Source organism: Actinomadura citrea (assembly GCF_013409045.1).
In the GTDB taxonomy this organism is placed as follows: domain Bacteria; phylum Actinomycetota; class Actinomycetes; order Streptosporangiales; family Streptosporangiaceae; genus Spirillospora; species Spirillospora citrea.
In genome coordinates this window covers 1,971,998-1,992,879 of the sequence record NZ_JACCBT010000001.1, presented here as the reverse complement: position 1 = coordinate 1,992,879, position 20,882 = coordinate 1,971,998, and the positions used below count along the sequence as shown (strand labels likewise).

The 20,882-nt window shown below is 72.2% G+C and carries 21 protein-coding genes; 12 read left to right on the top strand and 9 right to left on the bottom strand.

Annotated features, from left to right (window positions below):
* Positions 1-152: 152 nt before the first annotated feature.
* Positions 153-749: a 3'-5' exonuclease gene (locus BJ999_RS09365; protein WP_179832931.1), complete on the bottom strand. Its 597-nt coding sequence runs from the start codon at positions 747-749 to the stop codon at positions 153-155.
* Between the two features lie 317 nt (positions 750-1,066).
* Between BJ999_RS09365 and BJ999_RS09360 the strand changes: the two genes are divergently transcribed.
* Positions 1,067-2,701, top strand: coding sequence for an ABC-F family ATP-binding cassette domain-containing protein (locus BJ999_RS09360; protein WP_218935647.1), 1,635 nt, complete (start codon positions 1,067-1,069; stop codon positions 2,699-2,701).
* Between the two features lie 161 nt (positions 2,702-2,862).
* On the opposite strand, the gene BJ999_RS09355 is transcribed toward BJ999_RS09360, so the two are convergent.
* From BJ999_RS09355 to BJ999_RS09345, 3 genes are read right to left on the bottom strand one after another with little or no spacing between them, the layout of a single operon-like run.
* Positions 2,863-3,339 carry a hypothetical protein gene (locus tag BJ999_RS09355; RefSeq protein WP_179832929.1) on the bottom strand — a complete coding sequence of 159 codons (477 nt, stop codon included), beginning with the start codon at positions 3,337-3,339 and terminating at the stop codon, positions 2,863-2,865.
* Positions 3,336-3,845: an RNA polymerase sigma factor gene (locus BJ999_RS09350; RefSeq protein ID WP_218934998.1), complete on the bottom strand. Its 510-nt coding sequence runs from the start codon at positions 3,843-3,845 to the stop codon at positions 3,336-3,338. The genes BJ999_RS09355 and BJ999_RS09350 overlap by 4 nt, the downstream gene beginning before the upstream one ends.
* Before the next feature lie 19 nt (positions 3,846-3,864).
* Complete coding sequence (locus BJ999_RS09345) at positions 3,865-4,818, bottom strand: alpha/beta fold hydrolase (RefSeq protein ID WP_189269948.1); 954 nt, start codon at positions 4,816-4,818, stop codon at positions 3,865-3,867.
* A gap of 184 nt (positions 4,819-5,002) precedes the next feature.
* Here BJ999_RS09345 and BJ999_RS09340 point away from each other — a divergent pair, with 184 nt between their 5' ends.
* The 10 genes from BJ999_RS09340 to BJ999_RS09295 all read left to right on the top strand — a co-directional run bounded on the left by BJ999_RS09340 (position 5,003) and on the right by BJ999_RS09295 (position 13,677).
* On the top strand, positions 5,003-5,341 hold the full coding sequence (locus BJ999_RS09340) for a TraR/DksA family transcriptional regulator (protein ID WP_179832927.1): 339 nt from the start codon (positions 5,003-5,005) through the stop codon (positions 5,339-5,341).
* A 117-nt stretch (positions 5,342-5,458) separates the two neighbouring features.
* Positions 5,459-6,100, top strand: coding sequence for a GNAT family N-acetyltransferase (locus tag BJ999_RS09335; RefSeq protein ID WP_179832926.1), 642 nt, complete (start codon positions 5,459-5,461; stop codon positions 6,098-6,100).
* A gap of 333 nt (positions 6,101-6,433) precedes the next feature.
* Positions 6,434-7,309, top strand: a complete 876-nt coding sequence (locus BJ999_RS09330; RefSeq protein WP_179832925.1) for a hypothetical protein — start codon at positions 6,434-6,436, stop codon at positions 7,307-7,309.
* Between the two features lie 103 nt (positions 7,310-7,412).
* Complete coding sequence (locus BJ999_RS09325) at positions 7,413-8,012, top strand: hypothetical protein (protein ID WP_179832924.1); 600 nt, start codon at positions 7,413-7,415, stop codon at positions 8,010-8,012.
* Positions 8,013-8,040: 28 nt separating this feature from the next.
* Positions 8,041-8,412 (top strand): glyoxalase superfamily protein, encoded by a 372-nt coding sequence (locus BJ999_RS09320; RefSeq protein ID WP_179832923.1) that lies wholly within the window; start codon positions 8,041-8,043, stop codon positions 8,410-8,412.
* A 117-nt stretch (positions 8,413-8,529) separates the two neighbouring features.
* Positions 8,530-9,381 (top strand): SDR family NAD(P)-dependent oxidoreductase, encoded by an 852-nt coding sequence (locus BJ999_RS09315; RefSeq protein ID WP_179832922.1) that lies wholly within the window; start codon positions 8,530-8,532, stop codon positions 9,379-9,381.
* 147 nt (positions 9,382-9,528) lie between these two features.
* Positions 9,529-10,557 (top strand): metallophosphoesterase family protein, encoded by a 1,029-nt coding sequence (locus tag BJ999_RS09310; RefSeq protein ID WP_179832921.1) that lies wholly within the window; start codon positions 9,529-9,531, stop codon positions 10,555-10,557.
* A gap of 38 nt (positions 10,558-10,595) precedes the next feature.
* Entirely contained in the window at positions 10,596-11,816 is a 1,221-nt protein-coding gene (locus BJ999_RS09305; protein ID WP_179832920.1) for a serine/threonine-protein kinase, read from the top strand.
* A gap of 47 nt (positions 11,817-11,863) precedes the next feature.
* Complete coding sequence (locus tag BJ999_RS09300; protein ID WP_179832919.1) at positions 11,864-12,517, top strand: response regulator transcription factor; 654 nt, start codon at positions 11,864-11,866, stop codon at positions 12,515-12,517.
* A 5-nt stretch (positions 12,518-12,522) separates the two neighbouring features.
* Positions 12,523-13,677: a sensor histidine kinase gene (locus BJ999_RS09295; protein WP_179832918.1), complete on the top strand. Its 1,155-nt coding sequence runs from the start codon at positions 12,523-12,525 to the stop codon at positions 13,675-13,677.
* A gap of 4 nt (positions 13,678-13,681) precedes the next feature.
* Here BJ999_RS09295 and BJ999_RS41890 read toward each other — a convergent pair whose 3' ends face one another.
* Genes BJ999_RS41890 through BJ999_RS09280 form a run of 3 tightly spaced genes read right to left on the bottom strand, consistent with a single transcriptional unit; the run spans position 13,682 to position 17,888 of the window.
* Positions 13,682-15,997 carry an FtsX-like permease family protein gene (locus BJ999_RS41890; RefSeq protein ID WP_179832917.1) on the bottom strand — a complete coding sequence of 772 codons (2,316 nt, stop codon included), beginning with the start codon at positions 15,995-15,997 and terminating at the stop codon, positions 13,682-13,684.
* Positions 15,982-16,695 carry an ABC transporter ATP-binding protein gene (locus BJ999_RS09285; RefSeq protein ID WP_179832916.1) on the bottom strand — a complete coding sequence of 238 codons (714 nt, stop codon included), beginning with the start codon at positions 16,693-16,695 and terminating at the stop codon, positions 15,982-15,984. The genes BJ999_RS41890 and BJ999_RS09285 overlap by 16 nt, the downstream gene beginning before the upstream one ends.
* Before the next feature lie 50 nt (positions 16,696-16,745).
* Complete coding sequence (locus tag BJ999_RS09280) at positions 16,746-17,888, bottom strand: acyl-CoA dehydrogenase family protein (protein ID WP_179832915.1); 1,143 nt, start codon at positions 17,886-17,888, stop codon at positions 16,746-16,748.
* 144 nt (positions 17,889-18,032) lie between these two features.
* Between BJ999_RS09280 and BJ999_RS09275 the strand changes: the two genes are divergently transcribed.
* Entirely contained in the window at positions 18,033-18,788 is a 756-nt protein-coding gene (locus BJ999_RS09275; protein ID WP_229810434.1) for a MerR family transcriptional regulator, read from the top strand.
* A 16-nt stretch (positions 18,789-18,804) separates the two neighbouring features.
* Here BJ999_RS09275 and BJ999_RS09270 read toward each other — a convergent pair whose 3' ends face one another.
* Both BJ999_RS09270 and BJ999_RS09265 read right to left on the bottom strand, forming a co-directional pair.
* Positions 18,805-20,346, bottom strand: coding sequence for a polyamine aminopropyltransferase (locus BJ999_RS09270; protein WP_179832914.1), 1,542 nt, complete (start codon positions 20,344-20,346; stop codon positions 18,805-18,807).
* An 86-nt stretch (positions 20,347-20,432) separates the two neighbouring features.
* Complete coding sequence (locus BJ999_RS09265) at positions 20,433-20,873, bottom strand: DUF350 domain-containing protein (protein ID WP_179832913.1); 441 nt, start codon at positions 20,871-20,873, stop codon at positions 20,433-20,435.
* Positions 20,874-20,882: the final 9 nt, after the last annotated feature.

The following is a 20,882-nucleotide window of genomic DNA, read 5'->3' as shown; positions in this document are numbered from 1 at the left end:
CTCACTGATGGACGGAGGCAGTGCCGTTGGCCTGTTGGTGCTTGTTCAGCGACGCCGGCGGCACCGACAACATGCTGTCCCCGGCCCTCCACCTGCGCAACCAGGAGATGAGCCTGCGCGACATCGGCAAGCGCCCCGCCACCCGTGCGCGATCACAGCCCGCCGTTGGGCTGGGGCGCGTCCTCGTCCGAGCCGGCCCGGCCCTCGCCGGAAGTGATTCTGAGGATCAGTGCGGCGATGTTCCAGGCATCGTCGACTCCGCTGTGGTGACGGCCCTCCAGGGGAAGGTCGGCGTGGTCCAGCGCCGCGCTCATGCCCAGCTTCCGGTTGAGGCCGAAGTAGTCGGTGAATGCTTGTTTGGCGTTGGTGTGCCGCGAGCCGAACGGGTAGGAGACCCGCCCGCCCGAACACTGACGCTCGAACTGCTTGCGGTCGTAGTCACCCCAACTCGCCCAAGCACGTGACCTCGACCGATGTTCCCGTTCCAGGAGGGCGCACGCCTCCCGGAATTCGACACCGCCCTCGACTTCCGCCTGGGTCAACCCGGTCAGCTCAGTGCAGAAGGCGCTGACCGCAGACCGGACGGGACGGACCAGGATGCGGTGCTTGGCCACCCGCCGCCGCGACTCCACGTCCACGACGCACAGCCCGATCTCGATGATCTCGCTGACCTGACCAGGCGGCGGCCGCCCGTCCCAGCAGGTCGCCTCCACATCGACGACGTTGAGAAACCGCCCGAAACTCTCCATGGACAAGCGACGCTATAGGCGGCACCCACGCCTGGCGACCGATTTCTCACCGCCCGAAACACTGGGGCTCTGACGAACGCGGCCATCTGCCCCCGTGCTTATTCGCTGGAAGGCCCGGGGGCGGGCCAGGTAGCGTGAGCGGCATGGCACGAGGCATCTGGTCGCAGAAGGTCCGCAGCGCCCGCTGACGGCGGCGCCTTCTCCCTTTCTGAATCCGCGCTCGCCGTCCCGGTTCCCGCCGGGCGGCCGTTCGCCGCTGCCCGGCTCCACTGCGAGCTGCGGAGCACCTGTTGAGCCTCACCCCGATTCCCGAGAGCATGCCCCTGCCCGTCCCGGCGGGCGACAGCGCGCACGTCCGCGCCCAGGACGTCGCGGTCACCCGCGGGTCGCGGCGTGTGCTGCACGACGTGTCGGTCACCGTCTCGGCCCGGTCCCGGATCGCCATCGTGGGCGAGAACGGCCGTGGCAAGACGACGCTGCTGCACGTCCTCGCCGGCCTGATCCAGCCCGATGAGGGCACCGTGCACCGCGCCGGCGCGATCGGCCTGGCCCGCCAGGAGCTGGCGGCGCACGACGGTGAGACCGTCGGCACCCTGACGTCCGCGGCGCTGGCCGCGCCGCTCGCGGCCCTCGCCGCGCTGGACGAGGCGACCGCGGCCGTGACCGCCGGTGATCCGACCGCCGACGACCGCTACGCCGCGGCGCTGGAGGCCGCCACCCGGCTCGACGCCTGGGACGCCGAACGCCGCGTCGACGTCGCCCTCGACGCCCTCGGCGCATGCACGGACCGCGGCCGCCGGTTGACGACGCTGTCGGTCGGGCAGCGCTACCGGGTGCGGCTGGCCTGCCTGCTCGCCGCCCGGCACGACGTGCTGTTGCTCGACGAGCCGACCAACCACCTCGACGCCGGGGGGCTGGACTTCCTGACCCGCCGGCTCCGGGAGCACGACGGCGGCCTCGCCGTCGTCAGCCACGACCGGGCGCTGCTCCGCGACGTCGCCGACCGGTTCCTCGACCTCGACCCCAGCCGGGACGGCACGCCACGGCTCTACGCCGGCGGCTATGACGCCTGGCAGGACGCACGGCGCAGCGAGCGTGAGCGCTGGGAACAGGACTTCGAGCAGCAGCAGGCCGAGCACCAACGGCTGCGGGACGCGGTGTCCAAGGCCCGCGACCGGTTGTCCACCGGCTGGCGGCCGGACAAGGGCACTGGCAAGCACCAGCGCCAGTCCCGCGCCCCGGGCGTCGTTCAGGCCCTGAACCGGCGGCAGGACGCCCTTGAGGCGCACCGCATCAACGTGCCGGAGCCGCCGCCGACCTTGCGATGGCCCGACCTCGGGATCCGAGCGCGAACACCACGGCTGCGGGCCCATGAGGTCACCGTCGAGGGGCGACTGACCGGGCCGATCGACGTCACCCTCGACGGCGGCGACCGGCTGCTCGTCACCGGGCCCAACGGTGCCGGAAAATCCACGCTTCTCGCGGTGCTGGCCGGTTCTCTCCAACCCACGCACGGACGCCTCTGGAGAGCGAACGACACCCGAGTCGCCCTGATCACGCAGGAGACCACCGAGCACGACCCCGAACTCACCGCCCGCGAGGTGTACGCCCACCATGTGGGGCGGCTGGTGGCCCGCGCGGCGCTGCGCGACGCCGACATCGTCCCGCTCGGGGCGCTCGGGCTCCTGGACTCCGCTGCGATGCGCACGCCGACCGCGCGGCTGTCGCAGGGCCAGCAGCGGCGCCTCGACCTGGCCCTCGCGCTGGCCGAGCGCCCGGGCCTGATCCTGCTCGACGAACCGACCAACCACCTGTCGTCGGCGCTGGTCGACGAGCTGACCGACGCGATCCGCGCCACCAGCGCCGCCATCGTCGTCGCCACCCACGACCGGCAACTTCTGAGAGACCTCGCCGACTGGCCGCGCCTCGACATCGGACGCCTGGAGGACTGAGGGAGATATCTGGCGGGGTGGCCCGGTCGGCGACAGGACCACCCCGCGGATGCCGAGGTGGCCCGTTCGGGCGAACGCTCCCCCCAGGGGCGCCACCACCTGGTGCCACCGTCGCCGTCCGGACCACGGACTCACAGGTCGGGTTCGAGGCGGCGGCGGTTCTAGCCGGGGGCGCGGGCCTGGAGGCGGGTTTCGAGGCGGCGGAGGACGCCGTTGCCCAAGGGCAGCTTGCGGAGCAGGGGGTCGACCAGGCGCATGCCGGGGATGCGGAGGGCTCCGACGAAGGCGACGCGGGTGCCCTCGTCCTCGGGCGCGGCGGCCATGCCCCCGTGGAGGAATCTGCTCTGCATCCAGCACCATCCCGGGCGGAGGACGATATCGAACCTGGCGCGTTGTCCCAGGCGGCCGACGGCGATCGCCTCCAGGTGCTCGCCCTCGGCATGAGCGATGCGCATCGTCCGGACGTCGGCGAGCAGCATGGGCAACTCGGTCTCCAGGTCACCCGCGACCGCCCACACCTCGTCCACGGAACGGGCGAACACCCCCTCGGCGTAGGCGGCACCGGGGATGGAGCCGGCCATGATGCGCAGGCGCCGGACCGGGTCGAGATCGGCCGCGGGCCAACGGGGCTCGTTCATCCTTGCCATCCCTTCCGGAAGCTCTTGCGTGCTCGGTGGAGACGCGACTTCACCGTGCCCGTGGAGATGTGGAGCAGTTCGCTCACGGTTCGCTCGTCCAGGCGCTCCACGTCGCGCAGGACCAGGACGGCGCGGTGCTCGGGTGAGAGCCGGTCGAGGAGATCGCCGACCTCGGCGGCCAGGTGCGGATCGTCCGGCCGGGGGACGGAGTCGAGGTCCAGCGGCTGTGCGGGCGCCCCGGCCCGTCGCGCGGTCCGGACGGCTTCGCGGATCGCGATGGCGCGGACCCAGCCGAACAGGGCGGCGGGCTCGCGCAGACGGGAGATCCCGCGGAACACGGCGATCAGCGTCTCCTGCGCGGCGTCCGGGCCGTCCTGCAGGGCGATGGGCCCGCAGAGCCTGCCGACGTAGGGGGCCAGCAGGTCGAGCAGTTCCTGCATGGCCATGCTGTCGCCGCGCTGGGCGCCCCGGACCAGCGTGGCGATGTGCTCGGGATCGGCCGTCACCCAGCGTGCTCCCGCCTGGTCATGTGCGCGCCTGCGCCGGGGCCGGCGCGCGGTCGGGCCGGCTCCGTGGAAGCGGCCTGTGCTGAACGGTGGCCCCTGTGGTGGGGAAGAGCTCCCGGATGGTCGCGGCGACCAGTTCGGGTCGTTCGTCAGCAAGGTAGTGCCCGCCGGGGACGGTTCGGGAGTCGAGCTCGTCGGCATGGCGGGCCCCGCCCGCCAGCATCTCCGGCACGAACGCGAAGTCATCGGCGCCGAGCAGGACCGTCGCGGGCACGGCGAGGCGCTCGCGGCGGAACCGGCCGGTGGCGAGGGCGGGGATGTCACGCAGCACGTACTGCCAGTGCAGGGCGCGCCCCGCGTGGGCGCGAGCCCGCGAGCGCACCGATTCCACGAACTCCTCCATCTCCCCCGCGCGCCAGCAGGAGGGATCGGCGACGCCCCGGCGCAGGTGGAACCGCGTGAACCCTGGCCAGTGCCGGAGGATCGCGCCGCCGAGCAGGGGATACTCCCATAGCGCGGTGTGCCACATGCGCCAGGCGTTACGGCGGGTGGCGCCCTGGTCGGGCCAGGGGTGGACGATGTTGAGGGCGAGGAGCCGGGTGAACCGGTCGGGCGCGTCCAGACAGGCCCGGAAACCGGCCCAGGCGCCCCACTCATGCCCGACCAGGCCCGCCCGGTCGAGCGCGAGGGCGTCCATGAGAGCGAGCAGGTCGGCGGCCCGGGCCCGGGTGCCGTACCCCCGGTAGGGCGCGTCCGACCAGCCCGCCCCGCGCATGTCGGGCATCACCAGGCGGTACCGGTCGGCGAGCAGGGGAACCAGATGCCGCCACGCGTACCAGTGCTGCGGGAAGCCGTGCACCAGAAGCAACGGTGGCCCCTCCCCCGCTTCGGCGACGTGGAAGCGTATCCCTCGCGCCTCCACGAACCGGTGCTCGACGCCGTCCACCCGAGGCATCCGCCGAGGTGATCCCATGTACGCCTCCCCTGAGAAATCCGTCTGTCATAGATAGGGGAGGCGCCTGGAGCGCCGAACGTTCCACACGACTTTGGTTGATCTTGCAGGCCGCCCGCACGCGCTCCGCCACGCCCGGCGCTCGCGACCGGGTAGATCTGAACGCACCGGAATGGAGTGTGGCGCGGGGGGCGTTGAAGCTGTGATGACCACCGCTGAGGAACGGCTGATCGCGGATCGTGCCGGCACGTTGAAGCTCATGGCGTCGCTGACCGGCGACTGGGAGGGTGTCGTCGAGGCGTCGGCGCAGACGGGGGTGGACGACGAGCACGATCCGGAGGGCGCCACCATCGCCTTCGAGCGCGCCCGGATCGAGGCGTCCCTGAGCCGGTCCCGCGCGCATCTGGCCGACATCGATGACGCGCTGGGCCGGCTCCGCGACGGCACCTACGGCGTCTGCGAACGCTGCGGCGGCCCGGTCGGGGCGGAGCGCCTGGCCGCGCGGCCGGCCACCCGCATCTGCTTCGCCTGCGCCGACGCGTGAACCGTCCAGCGGAGCCCGAAGCAACCGGTACTGTCGCCGACGCGGTGACTCGCCCCTAAAGTCGTGTTAGTACGAGAGGGTGCATGTATGACCGGTAGATGCCGGAATGGGGTGAGCATGATCAAGGTGCGCTCCTTTGCGGAGACCGACCGCGCGGAGCTGCGCGGGCTGTTCCGGCGCGCGGGCGAAGCGTCCCCGAGCGCCGCCCAGTGGGGTCACGAGGACTCCGAAGCGGCCATCTACCTGAACCCGTACATGGATCTGGCACCGGACTCGCTCTTCGTCGCCGTGCTCGACGGAGCCCTGGTCGGTTACCTGACGGGGTGCCTCGACAGTGCGAAGTTCCCCAGTGAGAGCGAACGCGTCGGCCGGGCCATCCGGAAGTACCGACTGGTCTTCCGGCCAAGGACCGCCCCCTTCTTCGCGCGCGCGGCACTTGACGCGGCGTCGGTGGCGCTCCGGCGGGAACCCACCGCGCGGGAGTTCCACGACGCCCGGCGGCCGGCGCACCTGCACATCAACCTGACGCCGGAGGCCCGGGGAACGGGTGCCGCCGACGCGCTGATGAACCGTTGGTTCGACCGGCTCAAGGAGACCGGCTCGCCCGGATGCTTCTTGCAGACCCTGGTCGAGAACACCCGTGCCGTGCGGTTCTTCCAGCGCATGGGTTTCGTCGAGCACGGCCCGACTCCTCTCGTCCCCGGCTTCAGATACGGCGGCCGGCGGATGCACCAGCAGACGATGGTCTGGACCCCTTAGACGCCACCTCCTGCACTCCGACCTGTCCATTAGCGGTCACAGTGCGTGGCCGGTGTGCACGGCGCCGTTAGCCTTGACTCGCGCACTGTCAGAACGGTCGGTCGAGGTTCGGGGTAGTGCATGGGGTCGGTCAGGCGTCTCGTGTCGTCGGCCCACTCTCCTTTCCGCGACGCTCGCCGCATCCGCCGTCCCCGGGATCAGGGTGACCGTCGACGGTTTCAAGCGGTACGAGACCGGCGCGCCGCAGTTCGCCGGGGCGGAGCGGTCCTGCTGCTGATCGCCGTCCGCCGAACCCGGAGACGGGCGTAGCGGCCCCTTGGAGGGAGAGCAGACATGGCTCACGGCCGCCGGACCCGGCGCACCGCCGCTCCGACCAGGCGCCCCCACGCCGCGAAGAGCTCGCCGGGGCCGCTCGCGAAGCTTCTGGGAGCCGCGGGCGTCATCGCGATCGCGGTCGGGACCGCGCAGGCCACCGGGGCGTCCAACACCCTCGTCGGCTGGGTTCGCGACCGGACGTCCGGCGCGCCCGTCGAGGTCATGTCGGTCTCGTACGCGGTCAGGGACAGCGGCGGCTACGTCTTCGCGGACCCCGTGCGCTTCACGTCCGCCGACCTGGCGCGGCTGTCGTCCCTGCCGTGGGGCGAGCCGGAATACCACCGGTGGGCGCGGACGCGGGGCGGCGTCGATCCGGAGCGGGCCGTCATCAAGGTCGTCCTCGCGGGCACGCGGGCGAACAGCGTGCGGATCACCGACCTCCGGCTGACGGACCTCACCTGCTCCGCCCCTCTCTCGGGAGCGATCATCGCGGCCCCGTCGCAGGGGCCGCAGGCGGTCGCGCGGCTCGGCTTCGACCTGGACGGCTCGGTCCGCAACGCCCGGGTCGAGGACAGGGGGAGACTGGGGGCCCGGTACTTCGACGACAAGACCGTCGAACTGAAGCGGAAGGAGCAGCAGAGCTTCCAGATCGCGGCCGTCACCAAGCGGAAGTACTGCGAGTTCAAGCTGTCGGTCGCCGTCCTGGACGGGAAGTCGCAGAGTTCCGTGACGGTGGACGACGGCGGCGAACCCTTCAGGGTGTCCGGAATGCGGGCAGGACACCCCGGCCCGCCCTTCAGGCACTACGAGCGCCTCTACGTCGGCGCGTCCAACACCCCGAACGGCCACTACGCCGAAAAGAATCCCAGAACCTGGACCGGCCCGGGCACCTGACCCGCCGTCGGGTGGTGAACGGCGGCGCGAAACCGCCTTCGGCCCGGGAGCGTCGAATCAGGTCTTGTCGGCCCTGCGATGGACGATTCCTGGTGGTGCACTGGTGTGGAGGAACCGAACGGCGTGGCTGGGCGTCGCAGGCGGACTTCTGGTCGCCGTGGCCGGGCTGGCGGTGGCGAATCCGTTCCGCTGGATCGGGCTCGGGGACCGAACATGGCTCTGGACGTTCGTCGGGGCCGCCGGGCTCGGCGCGCTGTGCGCGACGTGCGGGCGGCTCGCGGTCGCGGGACGCGGTCTGGCGCGCCTGGCGTCGGCACTGGCGGCGGTCGGCCTGTGCCTGGCGGCGCTGGTCGCCGCCGGGGGCGGCCTGCTGGTCCTCGCCTTCCGGGACGGTGACCAGCGGGTCGTGGCCGCCTCCCCCGACGGGCGGTTCGAGGTGGTCGTGCACGACACCAGCAACATCATCGACCCGGTGCAGGGGGCGTACGTGCAGACGACGAACGGACCGTTCAGCCGCCGTGCCTATCTCGGCTGCTTCAACTCCGAATCCGGTGCGTCGGTGGAGTCCGCCCGGTTCGTCGGTCCGGACACGGTCATCCTGGAGGGGACGAAGCGATGGGAGCTGCGCTTCGACTCCGCGAACGTCCGGAGCATCGAGACCGTCGAAGAAGGCGCCTGCACGCGCCAGCTCTATACCGGCTGATGGGGCGCGGGCACGATATAACGGCGGCATGGACTTCAAGCTTGAGCTGGTCGCGGTGCCCGTCTCGGACGTGGACCGTGCCAAAGCGTTCTATACCGAGAAGGCCGGGTTCGATCTCGACCATGACCACCGGGTGAGCGAGGAGATCCGGTTCGTGCAGCTGACGCCGCCCGGATCGGCGTGCTCGATCGCCATCGGCAAGGGGCTCGTCGACACGGCGCCCGGGTCCGCGCAGGGGCTGCAACTGGTCGTCTCGGACGCCGATGCCGCCCGGGCGGAGCTCGCCGGACGGGGTGTCGAGGTCAGCGAGGTGCAGGAGTTCCCCTGGGGCCGGTTCGTCTACTTCCAGGACCCGGACGGGAACGGCTGGAGCGTCCAGCAGCTCGTGGCGCAGGGCTGAGCATCGCCCATGCCGCGCCGACCCCTGTGACGCAGGACATAAAACCGCCTGTCACGGGGGTCGGATCGTCGGTGTCTGGTGTGTGACAGCCCGACATCGAAGGATGGGAACGACATCATGAGCAAGGTCTGGTTCATCACCGGTTCGTCGCGTGGCCTGGGCCGCAGTTTCGTCGAGGCCGCTCTGTCGCGCGGCGACAAGGTGGCCGCGACCGCTCGGAACACCGCAAGCCTGGATGAGCTGGTCGCCGCCTACGGCGAGGCGGTGCTCCCGCTCGCGTTGGACGTGACGGACAGGGGTGCCGCCTTCGAGGGCGTGCGGCGGGCCGCCGAGCACTTCGGCCGTCTCGACGTCATCGTGAACAACGCCGGTTACGCCCAGGTCGGTGCGATCGAGGAGCTGACCGAGCGGGAGCTGCGCGACCAGATGGAGACCAACCTGTTCGGCGCGGTGTGGGTCGTGCAGGCCGCACTGCCCTACCTGCGAGAGCAGGGGTTCGGGCACATCGTCCAGCTGTCGTCGGCCGCCGGTCTCATCGCGATGCCGCTCGGCGGCGCCTACCACGCCTCCAAGTGGGCGCTGGAGGGCCTGAACGAAGCCCTCGCCCAGGAAGTCGCCGGCTTCGGAATCAAGGTGACCGTGATCGAGCCCGGCGGGTTCGCCACCCGGGCCGGCAAGAACCCCGACCCCCTCGACAACGGCCACATGGCCGACCCCGATCCGGCTTACGGCGCCCTCCGCCGACGCCTCGCCGAGGTCACCGGGAAACAGCCGACCGGCGACCCGGCTGCCGCCGCCCAGACCCTCCTCAAGATCGTCGACTCCGACGACCCGCCCCTGCGGGTCCTGTTCGGCCAGGGCTTCTACCCGATGATCCAGAAGGCCTACGCCGACCGGCTCAAGGTCTGGGACGACGGACAGGAGCTGTCGGCCGAGGCTCACGGCAACCTTGATCTCAAGACCCGGTGATCTCGGCGGCCGGCATCTGACGCGCGGAACACGCGCGCGGGTGGCCTCGAAGCGGCGATGGGGCGAGGTGCTGCCCCCCCCCGCGGCCCTTGGCCGGGCCAGATATTGCTTTGCGGGTGAAATGCGCGCCTGCCTAGGCTCCCGCGGGTGGGACGCACTGTCATCGTGGGCGACGTTCACGGCTGCTTCGACGAGCTGATCGAGCTGCTGGAGAAGGTCGGACTTCGGCCGGACGACCTTCTGGTCAGCGTGGGCGATCTGGTCGACCGGGGGCCGGCGCCCGGTGAGGTCGTCGGCTTCTTCCGCGGGCGTCCGAACTCGGTCGTGGTCATGGGAAACCACGAGCGCAAGCACGTGCGGGGGATCTTCTCCTATGCGCAGGAGATCACGCGACTGCAGATGGGGGACGGCTACGCGGAGGCGGTCGCTTGGATGCGGACGCTTCCGTACTTCTTCGAGGACGAGCATGTGCGGGTCGTCCATGCCGCGCTGGTTCCCGGCGTTCCGCTCGCCGGCCAGCGGGAGGAGATCCTCTGCGGGGCGACCAGCGGCGAACGGCGGCTCGCCACGCTTTTCCCGGACGGCCACTGGCACGACCGCTACACCGACGGCAAGCCGGTCGTGTTCGGTCACCACGTCGCCGGGCGGGAGCCGCTGATCCGGGACGGCAGGGTCTTCGGGCTCGACACCGGCGCCTGCCACGGCTGGAACCTGACCGCGCTGTGCGTTCCGGGCTTCACGGTCCACTCGGTGGAGGCGCACGCCGACCACTGGTCGGTGGCCAAGCGCCGATGGCAGTTGCCGGTACTGAAGACCAAGCCTTGGGGTGACTTCGCTTGGGAGGAGCTGAGCGAGAAGATCGCTCGGTTCTCCGGCACGTCCGACGCGGCCTCGCGGGAATGGCTTCGGGCGGTTGAGGAGTGGGCCGCGGGGGTGCGGGCACTGATTCCCGCTCTGGTCGACGCGGCGTGCCGGGCCGCGGGGGCGCTGACCGCGGACGAGATGCGACGGCACCCGGCCGCGTCCGTGCTGTTCCAGGCCCATGGCGGACGGCTCGGCCTGGGCGTCCTGGAGAAGCGGTGCACGACCCCGGGCCGCGTCCTGGAACTGGCGGCCGCGCTGGGGGTCGCCGCACCCGAACCTCCGGACGCCGCCGGGCGATCTCGTCAGGGATAATCTGCTCCTTCGGGACCGTGTCGAATAGCGGAGGGCGCGTGGCCCAGGAGGCGCACCGGGAGCGGATCGGCGGTCGTTACCGGCTCGTCGAGGTACTGGGGTCGGGCGGGTTCGGACGGGTGTGGCGGGCCCATGACGAGACGCTCGGCGTGGACGTCGCCGTCAAGGAGGTGCGGCTGCAGCCGACCGCGTCCGAGGAGGAGCGCGCGGAGTTCCTGACCCGGGCGAAGCGGGAGGCGCGCAACGCCGCCCGGCTGCGGGACCATCCCGGCATCGTCCCCGTGCACGACGTGGTGATCGAGGACGGCGTGCCGTGGATCGTCATGCGCCTCATCGACGGGCAGTCCCTCCAGGACCGGCTCGACAAGGACGGGCGCGTCCCCGCCGGCGAGGCCGCCGGGATCGCGGCGGCGCTGCTGAGAGCCCTGGACGCGGCGCACAGGGCCGGGGTCGTGCACCGCGACATCAAGCCGGCGAACGTGATGCTGACCCGGGGCGGGGAGGTCCTGCTCACCGACTTCGGAATCGCGGTGCACCATGCGGACACGGCGATGACGGCGTCCGGCGCGCTCATCGGCTCGATGGCCTACCTCGCGCCCGAGCGGCTGCGCGGCAGGAACAACGGCACGGCCGGTGACCTGTTCTCCCTCGGCGTGACCCTCTACCGGTGCGTGGAGGGCGTGTCGCCGTTCCGCCGCGACACCCCGGCCGAGACGGTCACGGCGCTGCTGCGGGACGACCCGCCGCCGCCGAGGCACGCCGGGGCGCTCGCGCGGCTGATCGTCCGGCTGCTCGACAAGGACCCCGGGACGCGTCCCACCGCCGCCGAGGCCCTGCAGCTGATCGGCCCGGCGCCGGCTCCCCGGCGGGAGGCCACGGCGACCCGGCGGCTGGACCGTGACGAGCCCGGGAAACGGCGGTGGCTCCACTTCGTCGTGGGCCGCCGGGGCCTGGCCCTGACCGCTGCCTCGGTGCTCGCGATCCCGCTGCTTCTGGGGATCGGCTACATCGGGGCCTACGGCGGCACCGCGTACGACGCCATGGCCGACGAATGCGTCCACCCGGACGGTCTGGACCTCGACGGGCTCGGCGGGTGGCGAACGCATCCCTGCTCGGTACCGCCGCCGGGAGCGAAGGGCTACCTCGTCACCTACCGCTACGAGTGGGAGACGGCCTGCGCCAGCAGCAACAAGATCCTTGTGCTGCCCGCGCGCAAGGAGAAGGGCACGACCACCCTGTGCCTGGTCCCCGCACGCTAGGCGCGGCGTTAACCATCGCCTTATCGCGATTCTGCGGGAATGGCAGGATGCGGATACTCGTGGCCGAGGACGAGCGGTTTCTGGCCGATCTGGTGGCGGAGGGGCTGCGGAAGCGGACGATGGCGGTGGACGTCGCCTACGACGGGGCGGGCGCGCTGGAGCGGCTCGCGGTCAACGAGTACGACGTCCTCGTCCTGGACCGGGACCTTCCCCTGGTGCACGGCGACGAGATCTGCCGTGAGCTGGCGCAGCGCGAGGAGGCGGTGCGCATCCTGATGCTGACCGCGTCGGGCGCGGTGCACGAGCGGGTGGACGGGCTGAACCTCGGGGCCGACGACTACCTGGCCAAGCCGTTCGCGTTCGACGAGCTGGTGGCGCGGATCCGCGCGCTGGCGCGGCGGAACGCGCCGCCGCTGCCGCCGGTGCTGGGGCGCCGCGGCGTCACGCTGGACACGGCGCGGCGGGAGGCGTCCCGGGACGGACGCCTGCTGGCCCTGTCCCCCAAGGAGTACGCCGTGCTGGAGGTGCTGATGCAGGCGCGGGGCGGCGTGGTGAGCGCCGAGGAGCTGCTGGAGCGGGCGTGGGACGAGAACACCGACCCGTTCACCACCGTCGTCAAGGTGACCGTGAGCAAGCTGCGGGCCAAGCTCGGCGAGCCGCCCGTCATCGTCACCGTCCCGGGAAGCGGGTACCGGCTGTGAGGCCGATGACGGTGCGGGCCCGGATGACGCTGCTGTACGGGGGCCTGTTCGCCGTGATCACGCTGAGCGTGCTCGGCGCCGTCCTGTGGATCCAGAGGAGGATCGTCAACGACCGCGTGCAGGACGTCCCGATGAAGTCCCGGTTCGACGTGGTTCCGTGCGGTCAGGGTCACGGCGTGCCGTGCCCGCCGCAGCGCCCGATCGAGTTCGCGGATCCCGGGCCCCGCGAAGGGCCCAAGGAGGGCGTCGGCCGGGAGCAGTTCCAGGAGAGCCTGGTCGGGTCGCAGCGGCTCGTCATGCTGGTCGCGATCGTGGTGATCGTGGTGCTGGCCTTCGCCGTGTGCTGGTGGCTGACCGGGCGGCTGCTGCGGCCGCTGCACCGCATCACGGCGACCGCGCGCCGGCTGTCGCTGTCCACCCTGGACGAGCGCATCGCGCTGGACGGCCCGCAGGACGAGCTCCGGGAGCTGGCCGACACCTTCGACGCCATGATCGACCGGCTGGAGAAGGCGGTGGACAGCCAGCGCCGCTTCGTCGCCAACGCGTCCCACGAGCTGCGCACGCCCCTGGCCATCCAGCGCACCGCCGTCGAGGTCGGCCTCGCTGACCCCTCGCCGGAGCGGCTCGCCGAGGTGCGGGAGGAGATGCTGCGCAACACCCGGCGGTCCGAGCGGCTGATCGAGGGGCTGCTCGTCCTCGCGCAGGGGGAGCGCGGGCTCGACGCCCGCGCGCCGGTGGACCTCGAAGCGGTGGTCGGCCAGGTCGTCGAGGACAACGCCGCGGACGCCGGGCGCGGCCGGATCAGCGTCGCCGCCGACACGCGGCCGGTCACCGTCGCGGGGGACGAGGTGCTGCTCACCCGGATGGTCGCCAACCTGGTGCAGAACGCGATCCGGCACAACCGTCCCGGCGGGGACGTCAGCGTGGGGCTGTCGGAGGAGGCGCTGGTCGTCCGCAACACCGGGCCGCGCGTCCCGGCCGAGAAGGTGGACGAGCTGTTCGAGCCGTTCCGCAGGCTGCACGCCGACCGGACCGGGTCGTCGCAGGGGGCGGGGCTCGGCCTGTCCATCGTGGCCGCGATCGCGCGCGCCCACGGCGGCCACGTGAGGGCCACGGCGAACCCGGACGGCGGGCTGTCGGTCATCGTGGCCCTCACGTGATCCGTCACTCGCTGCGCAGCACGGCGGCGGTGCGGATGGCGGCGGCCCGGACGGCGGGCGGCCAGGCGCCGAGGACGGCGACGACCAGCCCCGCGCACGCCGGAGGCAGCAGCAGCGTCCACGTGTAGACGTGGATCCAGGAGGTCGCCATCCCGCTGCCGAGCATCTCGCCGGTGAGCACCACCACGCCGTGGTGGGCGAGCACCCCGAGCGGCGCCCCGAGCGCGCCGCCGACGATGCCGAGCGCGGCCATCGAGATCACCATCATCGCGACGACCTGCCGCGGGGTCGTCCCGACGGCCTTGAGCACGCCGAGGTCCCGGCTGCGCTCCCGCGCGCTCAGCAGCACGCTGTTGAGGACGCCGAGCGCCGCCGCCCCGCAGATGATCAGTGAGAACAGCAGGAACAGTCCGTCGAAGACGGCGCCGTTGCCGAGGTCGGGCTCGACCGGCTCGGCGATCAGCCCGGAGGACGGCGCCGCGGCCAGGACACGGCGGGCGTAGTCGGCCGGGTCGGTCCCCGGGGTGAGGATCACCGAGAAGGGGTGGGGGTGGGGCTCCTTCGCCTCCGAGGCCGAGGCCGAGGGAGGCAGGCTCGCGGTGTCGAGCATCAGCCGGTCGGTGTCGGGGTGCGCGAACGCGCCCACGATCCGGACGGTGACCCGCGCCCCGGATGTCTGGAGGGACAGGGTGTCGCCCACGTCCAGGTCGTGGAGCCGCAGGAAGGCCTCGGTCGGCACCGCCTCGCCCGGCCCCGAGAACCAGCGCCCGCGGACGAGGCTGTCACCGAGGAACGGGCGGTAGTCGCCGCTGTAGGTCTCGGCCGTGAGGCCGGACGTGAGCCCGGGGATCCGCACGGTCGCCGGGGAGGACGACATCACGTGGGCGGTGCCCGGCTGGGCCCGCAGAAGCGCGGCCAGCTGATCCTCGGTCATGCCGCCGGAGGCCCTCGGGTCGAGCCCCACGGTGACGGAGGTGTGCCCTTCGGTGTCCGCCGTCAGGATCTTCATGACCGTCTGCTGCATGCCGAGGCCCATGGTCACCGCGGTCACACCGAGGCACAGCCCCGCGAGGGTGAGCGCCGTCCTGGCGGGACGGGCGGCGGGCAGCCCGAGGCCCAGCCCGGCCGGGACGGGCAGCCGGGTGCGCAGCAGCCACCGCTGGAGGCGGCGCCCACGGCCGCGGCGCGACACGGTCCCGGCGCTGATCGCCTGCACCGCCGGGAGACGTCCGGCCCGCAGCGCCGGGAGGACCGCGGCCAGCCCCACGAGGGCGAGGACCCCGGCGCCCCCGGCCAGGTCGAGCGTGGGCGCCCCTCCCCCGGCCGACGGCAGGTCGAATCCCTCCGCCACGCCCGCCGCGGTCCGCCCGGCGAGCAGGTGCCCCGCCACCAGGCCGACCGCGCAGCCGAGCAGCGCCGGAACGGTGACCATCACGACGTAGACGGCGGTGACCTGCGCCGGGGTGAAACCGAGCGCCTTCATCACGCCGATGTGCCGGAACCCGGAGACCACCGCGCCGCTGACCACGTTGGCGATGATGAACACCGCCACCGCCATGGCGAGCGCCCCGAAGACGGTGACGAACGGGATCAGCTGGTCGAACTTCTCCTCGAACGACCGCCGGGCGGCGACGTGGGACTCGTAGCCGCGCGCCGGCACCCCCGCGGTCGCGGTCGCCACGCTCTGCCGGACCTCGGACACGCCGTCCGCGCGGTCGAACCGGTAGAGCATCTGCAGGCCGTCCGGCCGCAGCGCGGCGACCTGGGCGGGCGTCACCCAGCCCATGAGACCGTCCGTCGCGGAGTTGGCGAAGCCGACGATGGTGAGTTCGGGCAGGCCGGGAGGCGTCAGCCTGCCGCCCAGCCGGAAGGGTCCGCCGGGCCGGAAGCGGAGCACGATCTCACCGGGGCCGCGCACCCACCGGCCCTGCGTGAGGGTGAGCCTGTCGACGGGACCGCCGGGGTCGGCCCGTCCCGCCACCAGGAGTCCGTCGCCGCCAGGCCCCGCCGGGCCCGGTCCTCGCGGCAGCACCGCCGTCCGGAACGGGCCCGCGGCGGCGGTGACGCCGGACGCGTGGGCGGTGGCGGCGAGCCGGTCGGCGCTCACCCGCGCGGCGTCGAAGGAGACCGTCGCGTGCGCGCCGCGCGCCCGCGCGAAGGCGTCGTCGAAGAGGGATCCGGACGCGGCCAGCAGGCCGAGCCCGAACACGAGCGTCGCCGTGGCCAGCGCCACGACCACGGCGATGCTGACCGACTGCACCCGGCGCCGCCGCACCCCGGCCCGCGACGCCGCCCAGACCGCGCTCACCGGGCTGCCCACGACTCGTCCCTCTCCCGCGCGGACTCCCGGACGATCCGGCCGTCCCTGAACTCGACCAGGCGGGACGCGCACCGGTCGGCCAGGCCCTGGTCGTGGGTGACCAGCAGCAGCGTCTGGCCCTTGCGGTTGAGGTCGAGCAGCAGGCCGCTGACCTGCTCGCCGGTCGCGCTGTCGAGCGCGCCGGTCGGCTCGTCCGCCAGCAGCAGCGCCGGACCGTTGACCAGTGCCCGCGCCACGCCGACGCGCTGGCGCTCGCCGCCGCTCAGCACCGCCGGGTAGGCACCGCGGCGGTCGGCGATGCCGAGCTCGTCCAGCAGCTCCAGCGCCCGGGCCCGCGCCTTGCGCGCCGGGACGCCCGCCAGCCGGGCGGCCAGCGCCACGTTCTCCAGTACGGGCAGGTCGTCCAGCAGGTTGAAGAACTGGAAGATCATCCCGACCCGGCGGCGCCGGAAGCGGGCCAGGGCCGCCTCGCCCATCCCGGTGAGGTCGTCGCCGCCCACCGCCACGGAGCCGGACGTGGGGCGGTCCAGGCCCGCGACCATGTTGAGCAGCGTCGACTTCCCGCTGCCGGACGGCCCCATCACCGCGACGGACTCGCCGCGCCGGATCCCGAGGCTCACCCCGTCCAGCGCGGCGACGTCGCCGAATGCCTTGCGCACGGCCTCAAGCCGTACGACCGTTTCCTCGCGTGTGTTCACGGCCCCCAACGTGGCAGCCGGGAGGTTTCGGCATGGTGAGCGCGGGCGCGTCAGACTCCGAGGCCGCGGCCGATGATCTCCTTCATGATCTCGGTGGTGCCACCGAAGATCGTCTGGATGCGGACGTCCTGGTAGGCCTTGGCGATCGGGTACTCGGTCATGTAGCCGTAGCCGCCGTAGAGCTGGACGCAGCGGTCCACGACCCGCTTGAGCAGCTCGGTGCTCCACCACTTGAGCATCGCCGCCTCGTCGGGGGTCAGCTCCCCCCGGCTCTCCTTGACGATGCACTCGTCGGTGAAGGACCGCGTGACGGTCAGCTCGGTCTTCATCTCGGCGAGCGTGAACCGGTTGTGCTGGAACTTGCCGATGGGACGGCCGAACGCCTCGCGGGTCTTGCAGTACTCCAGGGTCTGCTCGAAGGCGCTCTCGGCGGCGGCCTGCGCGGTGGCGCCGATGGACAGCCGCTCGCGGGCGAGGTTCTGCATGAGGTAGATGAAGCCCATGCCCTCCTCGCCGAGGAGGTTCTCCTTCGGGACGCGGACGTTGTCGAAGAACAGTTCGGCGGTGTCCTGGGCGTGCATGCCGACCTTGTCGAGGTTGCGACCGCGTTCGAAGCCCTCCATGCCGCGCTCGACGGCGAGGAGGCTGACGCCCTTGGCCCCGGCGGACGGGTCGGTCTTGGCGACGACGATGACCAGGTCGGCGAGGATGCCGTTGGAGATGAACGTCTTCGACCCGTTCAGGACGTAGTGCTCGCCGTCCTTCACCGCCGTCGTCCTGATGCCCTGCAGGTCGGACCCCGCGGCGGGCTCGGTCATCGCGATCGCGGTGATGATCTCACCGGAGCAGTAGCCGGGGAACCAGCGCCGCTGCTGCTCCGGGCCGCACAGCTGCCGCAGGTAGCCGCCGTTGATGTCGTTGTGGACGGCGAAGCCGGGCCCGTGCACGCCGGCCTTCGCCAGCTCCTCGTTGAGGATCACGTAGTAGCGGTAGTCGGGGTCGCCGCCGCCCCCGAACTCCTCCGGCATGTCGATGCCGAGCAGGCCCGCGCGCCCCGCCGCCAACCAGACCTCGCGCGAGACGATCCCGTCCTTCTCCCACTGCTCGTGGTGGGGCGCGACCTCCTTGGCGATGAAGGAGCGCACCATGTCGCGGAAGGCCTCGTGCTCCTCGGTGTAGATGTCGCGTCCCATCGGCCGGTCTCCCAACGTCGTGCGTGTTGACGGTCGTGCGTGTTGACAGGTCGTGCGTGCCGGCACCCAGCGTGCGCCGGCAGGTAAGTGTCTGCTGATACACGATTAATGTAACACTGGCGCTGTCACATACAGGGAGGCGGCGTGGAGGAAGACGGCGCAGAAGAAGGCGGCGTGCAGGAGAGCGGCAGGGAACTGACCGTGGACGAGCTGGCCTCGCGCGCCGGGGTCACCGTCCGCACCGTGCGGTTCTACGCCGGGCGCGGTCTGCTGCCTCCGCCGAGGCTGCGCGGCCGGACGGGCCTCTACGGCGCCGACCACCTCGCACGGCTCGAACTCGTCCGGGAGCTCCAGTCGCTCGGGCTCACGCTCGCCTCGATCGAGAAGCACCTCGAGCGGATCCCGCTGGACGCGCCGGCCGAGGACCTCGCCCTCCAGCGGGCCCTGCTGTCCCCCTGGGCGCCGGAACGTCCGGAGGACCTCGACCGGCACGAGCTGGACCGCCGGGCCGGGCGCCACCTCGACGACGAGACGATCAGGCGGCTGGAGGCCCTCGGGGTCGTCGAGCCGATCTCCGGCGGCCCGGCGGGCGAGGTGCGGGTCGTCAGCCCCGCGCTGCTCGGCGTCAGCGCCGAGCTGGCGGCGCTCCCGCTGCCGCTGGACACGCTGATCGCCTCGTACCGGGCGGTGGACCGGCACACGACCGCGCTGGCGGCCGAGCTCCAGCAGGTCTTCCAGGACACCGTCGTCCGCCCCTACCGGGCGGGCGGTCGCGCGCCGCAGGAGCGCGAGCGGCTCATGGAGATGGCCGGGAAGCTCAAGCCCCTGATGATCCAGTCACTGGTCACCTCGTTCCAGCGGGCCGTCGACAAGGCGCTCCGCCGGTCGGTCCCCGACTAGCGTCCCCGGCCCCCGGTCAGGAGTTCTTCCACTCCTGGCCCTCGTACTCGACCAAGCGCGGGTGGACGAGGGTGTTGACGTCCACGTCGCGACTCCGGCGGTCCTTGGGGAAGACCGCCGCCGCCTGGAGCACCGCCCCGTCGAGGAAGCGCAGGTCCGGAACGTCGCGCGGCAGCTCCAACGCGGGCGGCCGCGTTCCCGGGGATGCCAGGACGAACCCCCAGTCGCCGAAGCTCGGCACGTCCACGTGGTACGGGGTGGTCGCGAGACCGGCGGCGGCGACGGACTTCTGGATGCTCCAGAACGACTTGGGTGCGAAGTAGGGCGACCCTGACTGCACGACCATCCGCCCGCCCGGCGCCAGGGCCCGCTTCACCATCCCGTAGAACTCGACCGAGTACAGCTTGGCGGTGGACACGTCGTCGGGGTCGGGCATGTCGACGACGACCGCGTCGAACTGCCGGTCCAGGCCGCGCAGCCAGGAGAACGCGTCCGCGTTGACGATCTGGGCGCGCGGGTCCTCGAACGAGCGGCGGTTGAGCGACTCCAGCGGCTCGTACGTCCGGGCCAGGTGGATCATCTCGGGGTCCAGCTCGACCAGTGTCGCGCTCTGGACGTCCTTGTAGCGCAGCACCTCGCGCAGCGCCAGGCCGTCCCCGCCGCCGAGGACCAGCACCCGCCCGTGCGGGCCCGACATCAGCGGGTGGACGAGCGACTCGTGGTACCGGTACTCGTCCACCGAGGAGAACTGGAGGTCGCCGTTCAGGAACAGCCGCAGGTCCGAGGGGCCGAGCCCGGCCTGCCGCGTGATGACGATCTCCTGGTACCTCGTGCGCTTCGAGACCGCGATCGGGGCGTCGTACAGCGCCTGCCGCGCCGACACCTCGAACCCGTCGGCGAGCGTGTACGTCGCGCCGAGGACGGCGAGGACGGAGACCATGCCGAGGGCGAGCGCGATCCGGGCGACGCGGCCGACCTCGCGGCGGAACAGCCACATCACGACCGCCATCCCGGCGACGGCGTTCACGACGCCGACGAGCAGCGCGCCCTTGATGTGGCCGAACGTGGGCAGCAGCAGGAACGGGAACGCCAGCCCGCCGATCAGCGCGCCCACATAGTCGGCCGCGAACAGGTCGGCCACCGCCGACCCGGCGTCCTGCCTGCGGATCCGCTGGAGCAGCGTCATGAGCAGCGGGATCTCCGCGCCGATCAGCGCCCCGACCGCGAACGCCACCACGACCAGCGCCGGGACGTACAGGTCGAGCCACGCGAACGCCGCGTACAGCAGGAGGACGGACACGCCGCCGATCAGGGCGAGCACGCCCTCCACGACGGCGAACGCCACCACGGCGCGGCCCTGCAGCGGCTTGGCGGCCAGCGAGCCGACGCCCATCGCGAACACCATCACCGACAGGACGATCGACGCCTGCGTGACGGAGTTCCCGACGAGGTAGCTGCCGAGCGCGACGAGGGCCAGCTCGTACACCAGGCCGCACGCCGCGCACGCGAACACGGCGGCGAGGACCAGCGCGCGCGCCGCCCGCGCCGGGACGCGCAACCTCCCCGGGCCGTCCCCTTCGGGACGGGACGGCTCCGGGGAGGGATCGCCGGACGGCCGGACGGCCTGGTCCAGGTCGCGGGACGTCAGGAGACCGCCCCGGCCACGATCGCGGCGACCCCGAGGTCGGCGGCGGCGACGACCCAGCCCGCCGGGTGGATCGCGGCGCCCGTCCCGCCCGTGTCCACGAGCGTCGCGCCGAGCTTGCCGGGGGTGAGCACGTCCAGCAGGAAGAACGCGACGATCATCAGCACGATGCCGATCCCGCCGAACACGGCGGTGTCGACCAGGCCGTCGGTCAGGTCGCTGTCGCTGGTCACGATCGCGGTGGTGACGATCGCGGCGATGCCGAGGAGCTTGGCGGCCAGCAGGAGCGCGGCGCCCCGGTTGCCCTCGGTCCAGATCTGCCTGCCGAGCTTGCCGGGCGTCGTCACCTCCACGACCAGGTAGCCGAGCGCCATCAGGGCGATGCCGACCGCGCCGTAGGCGAAGGTGGCCCCGATCTCGTGAAGGATGTCGTCGTTCATGTGTCGCTC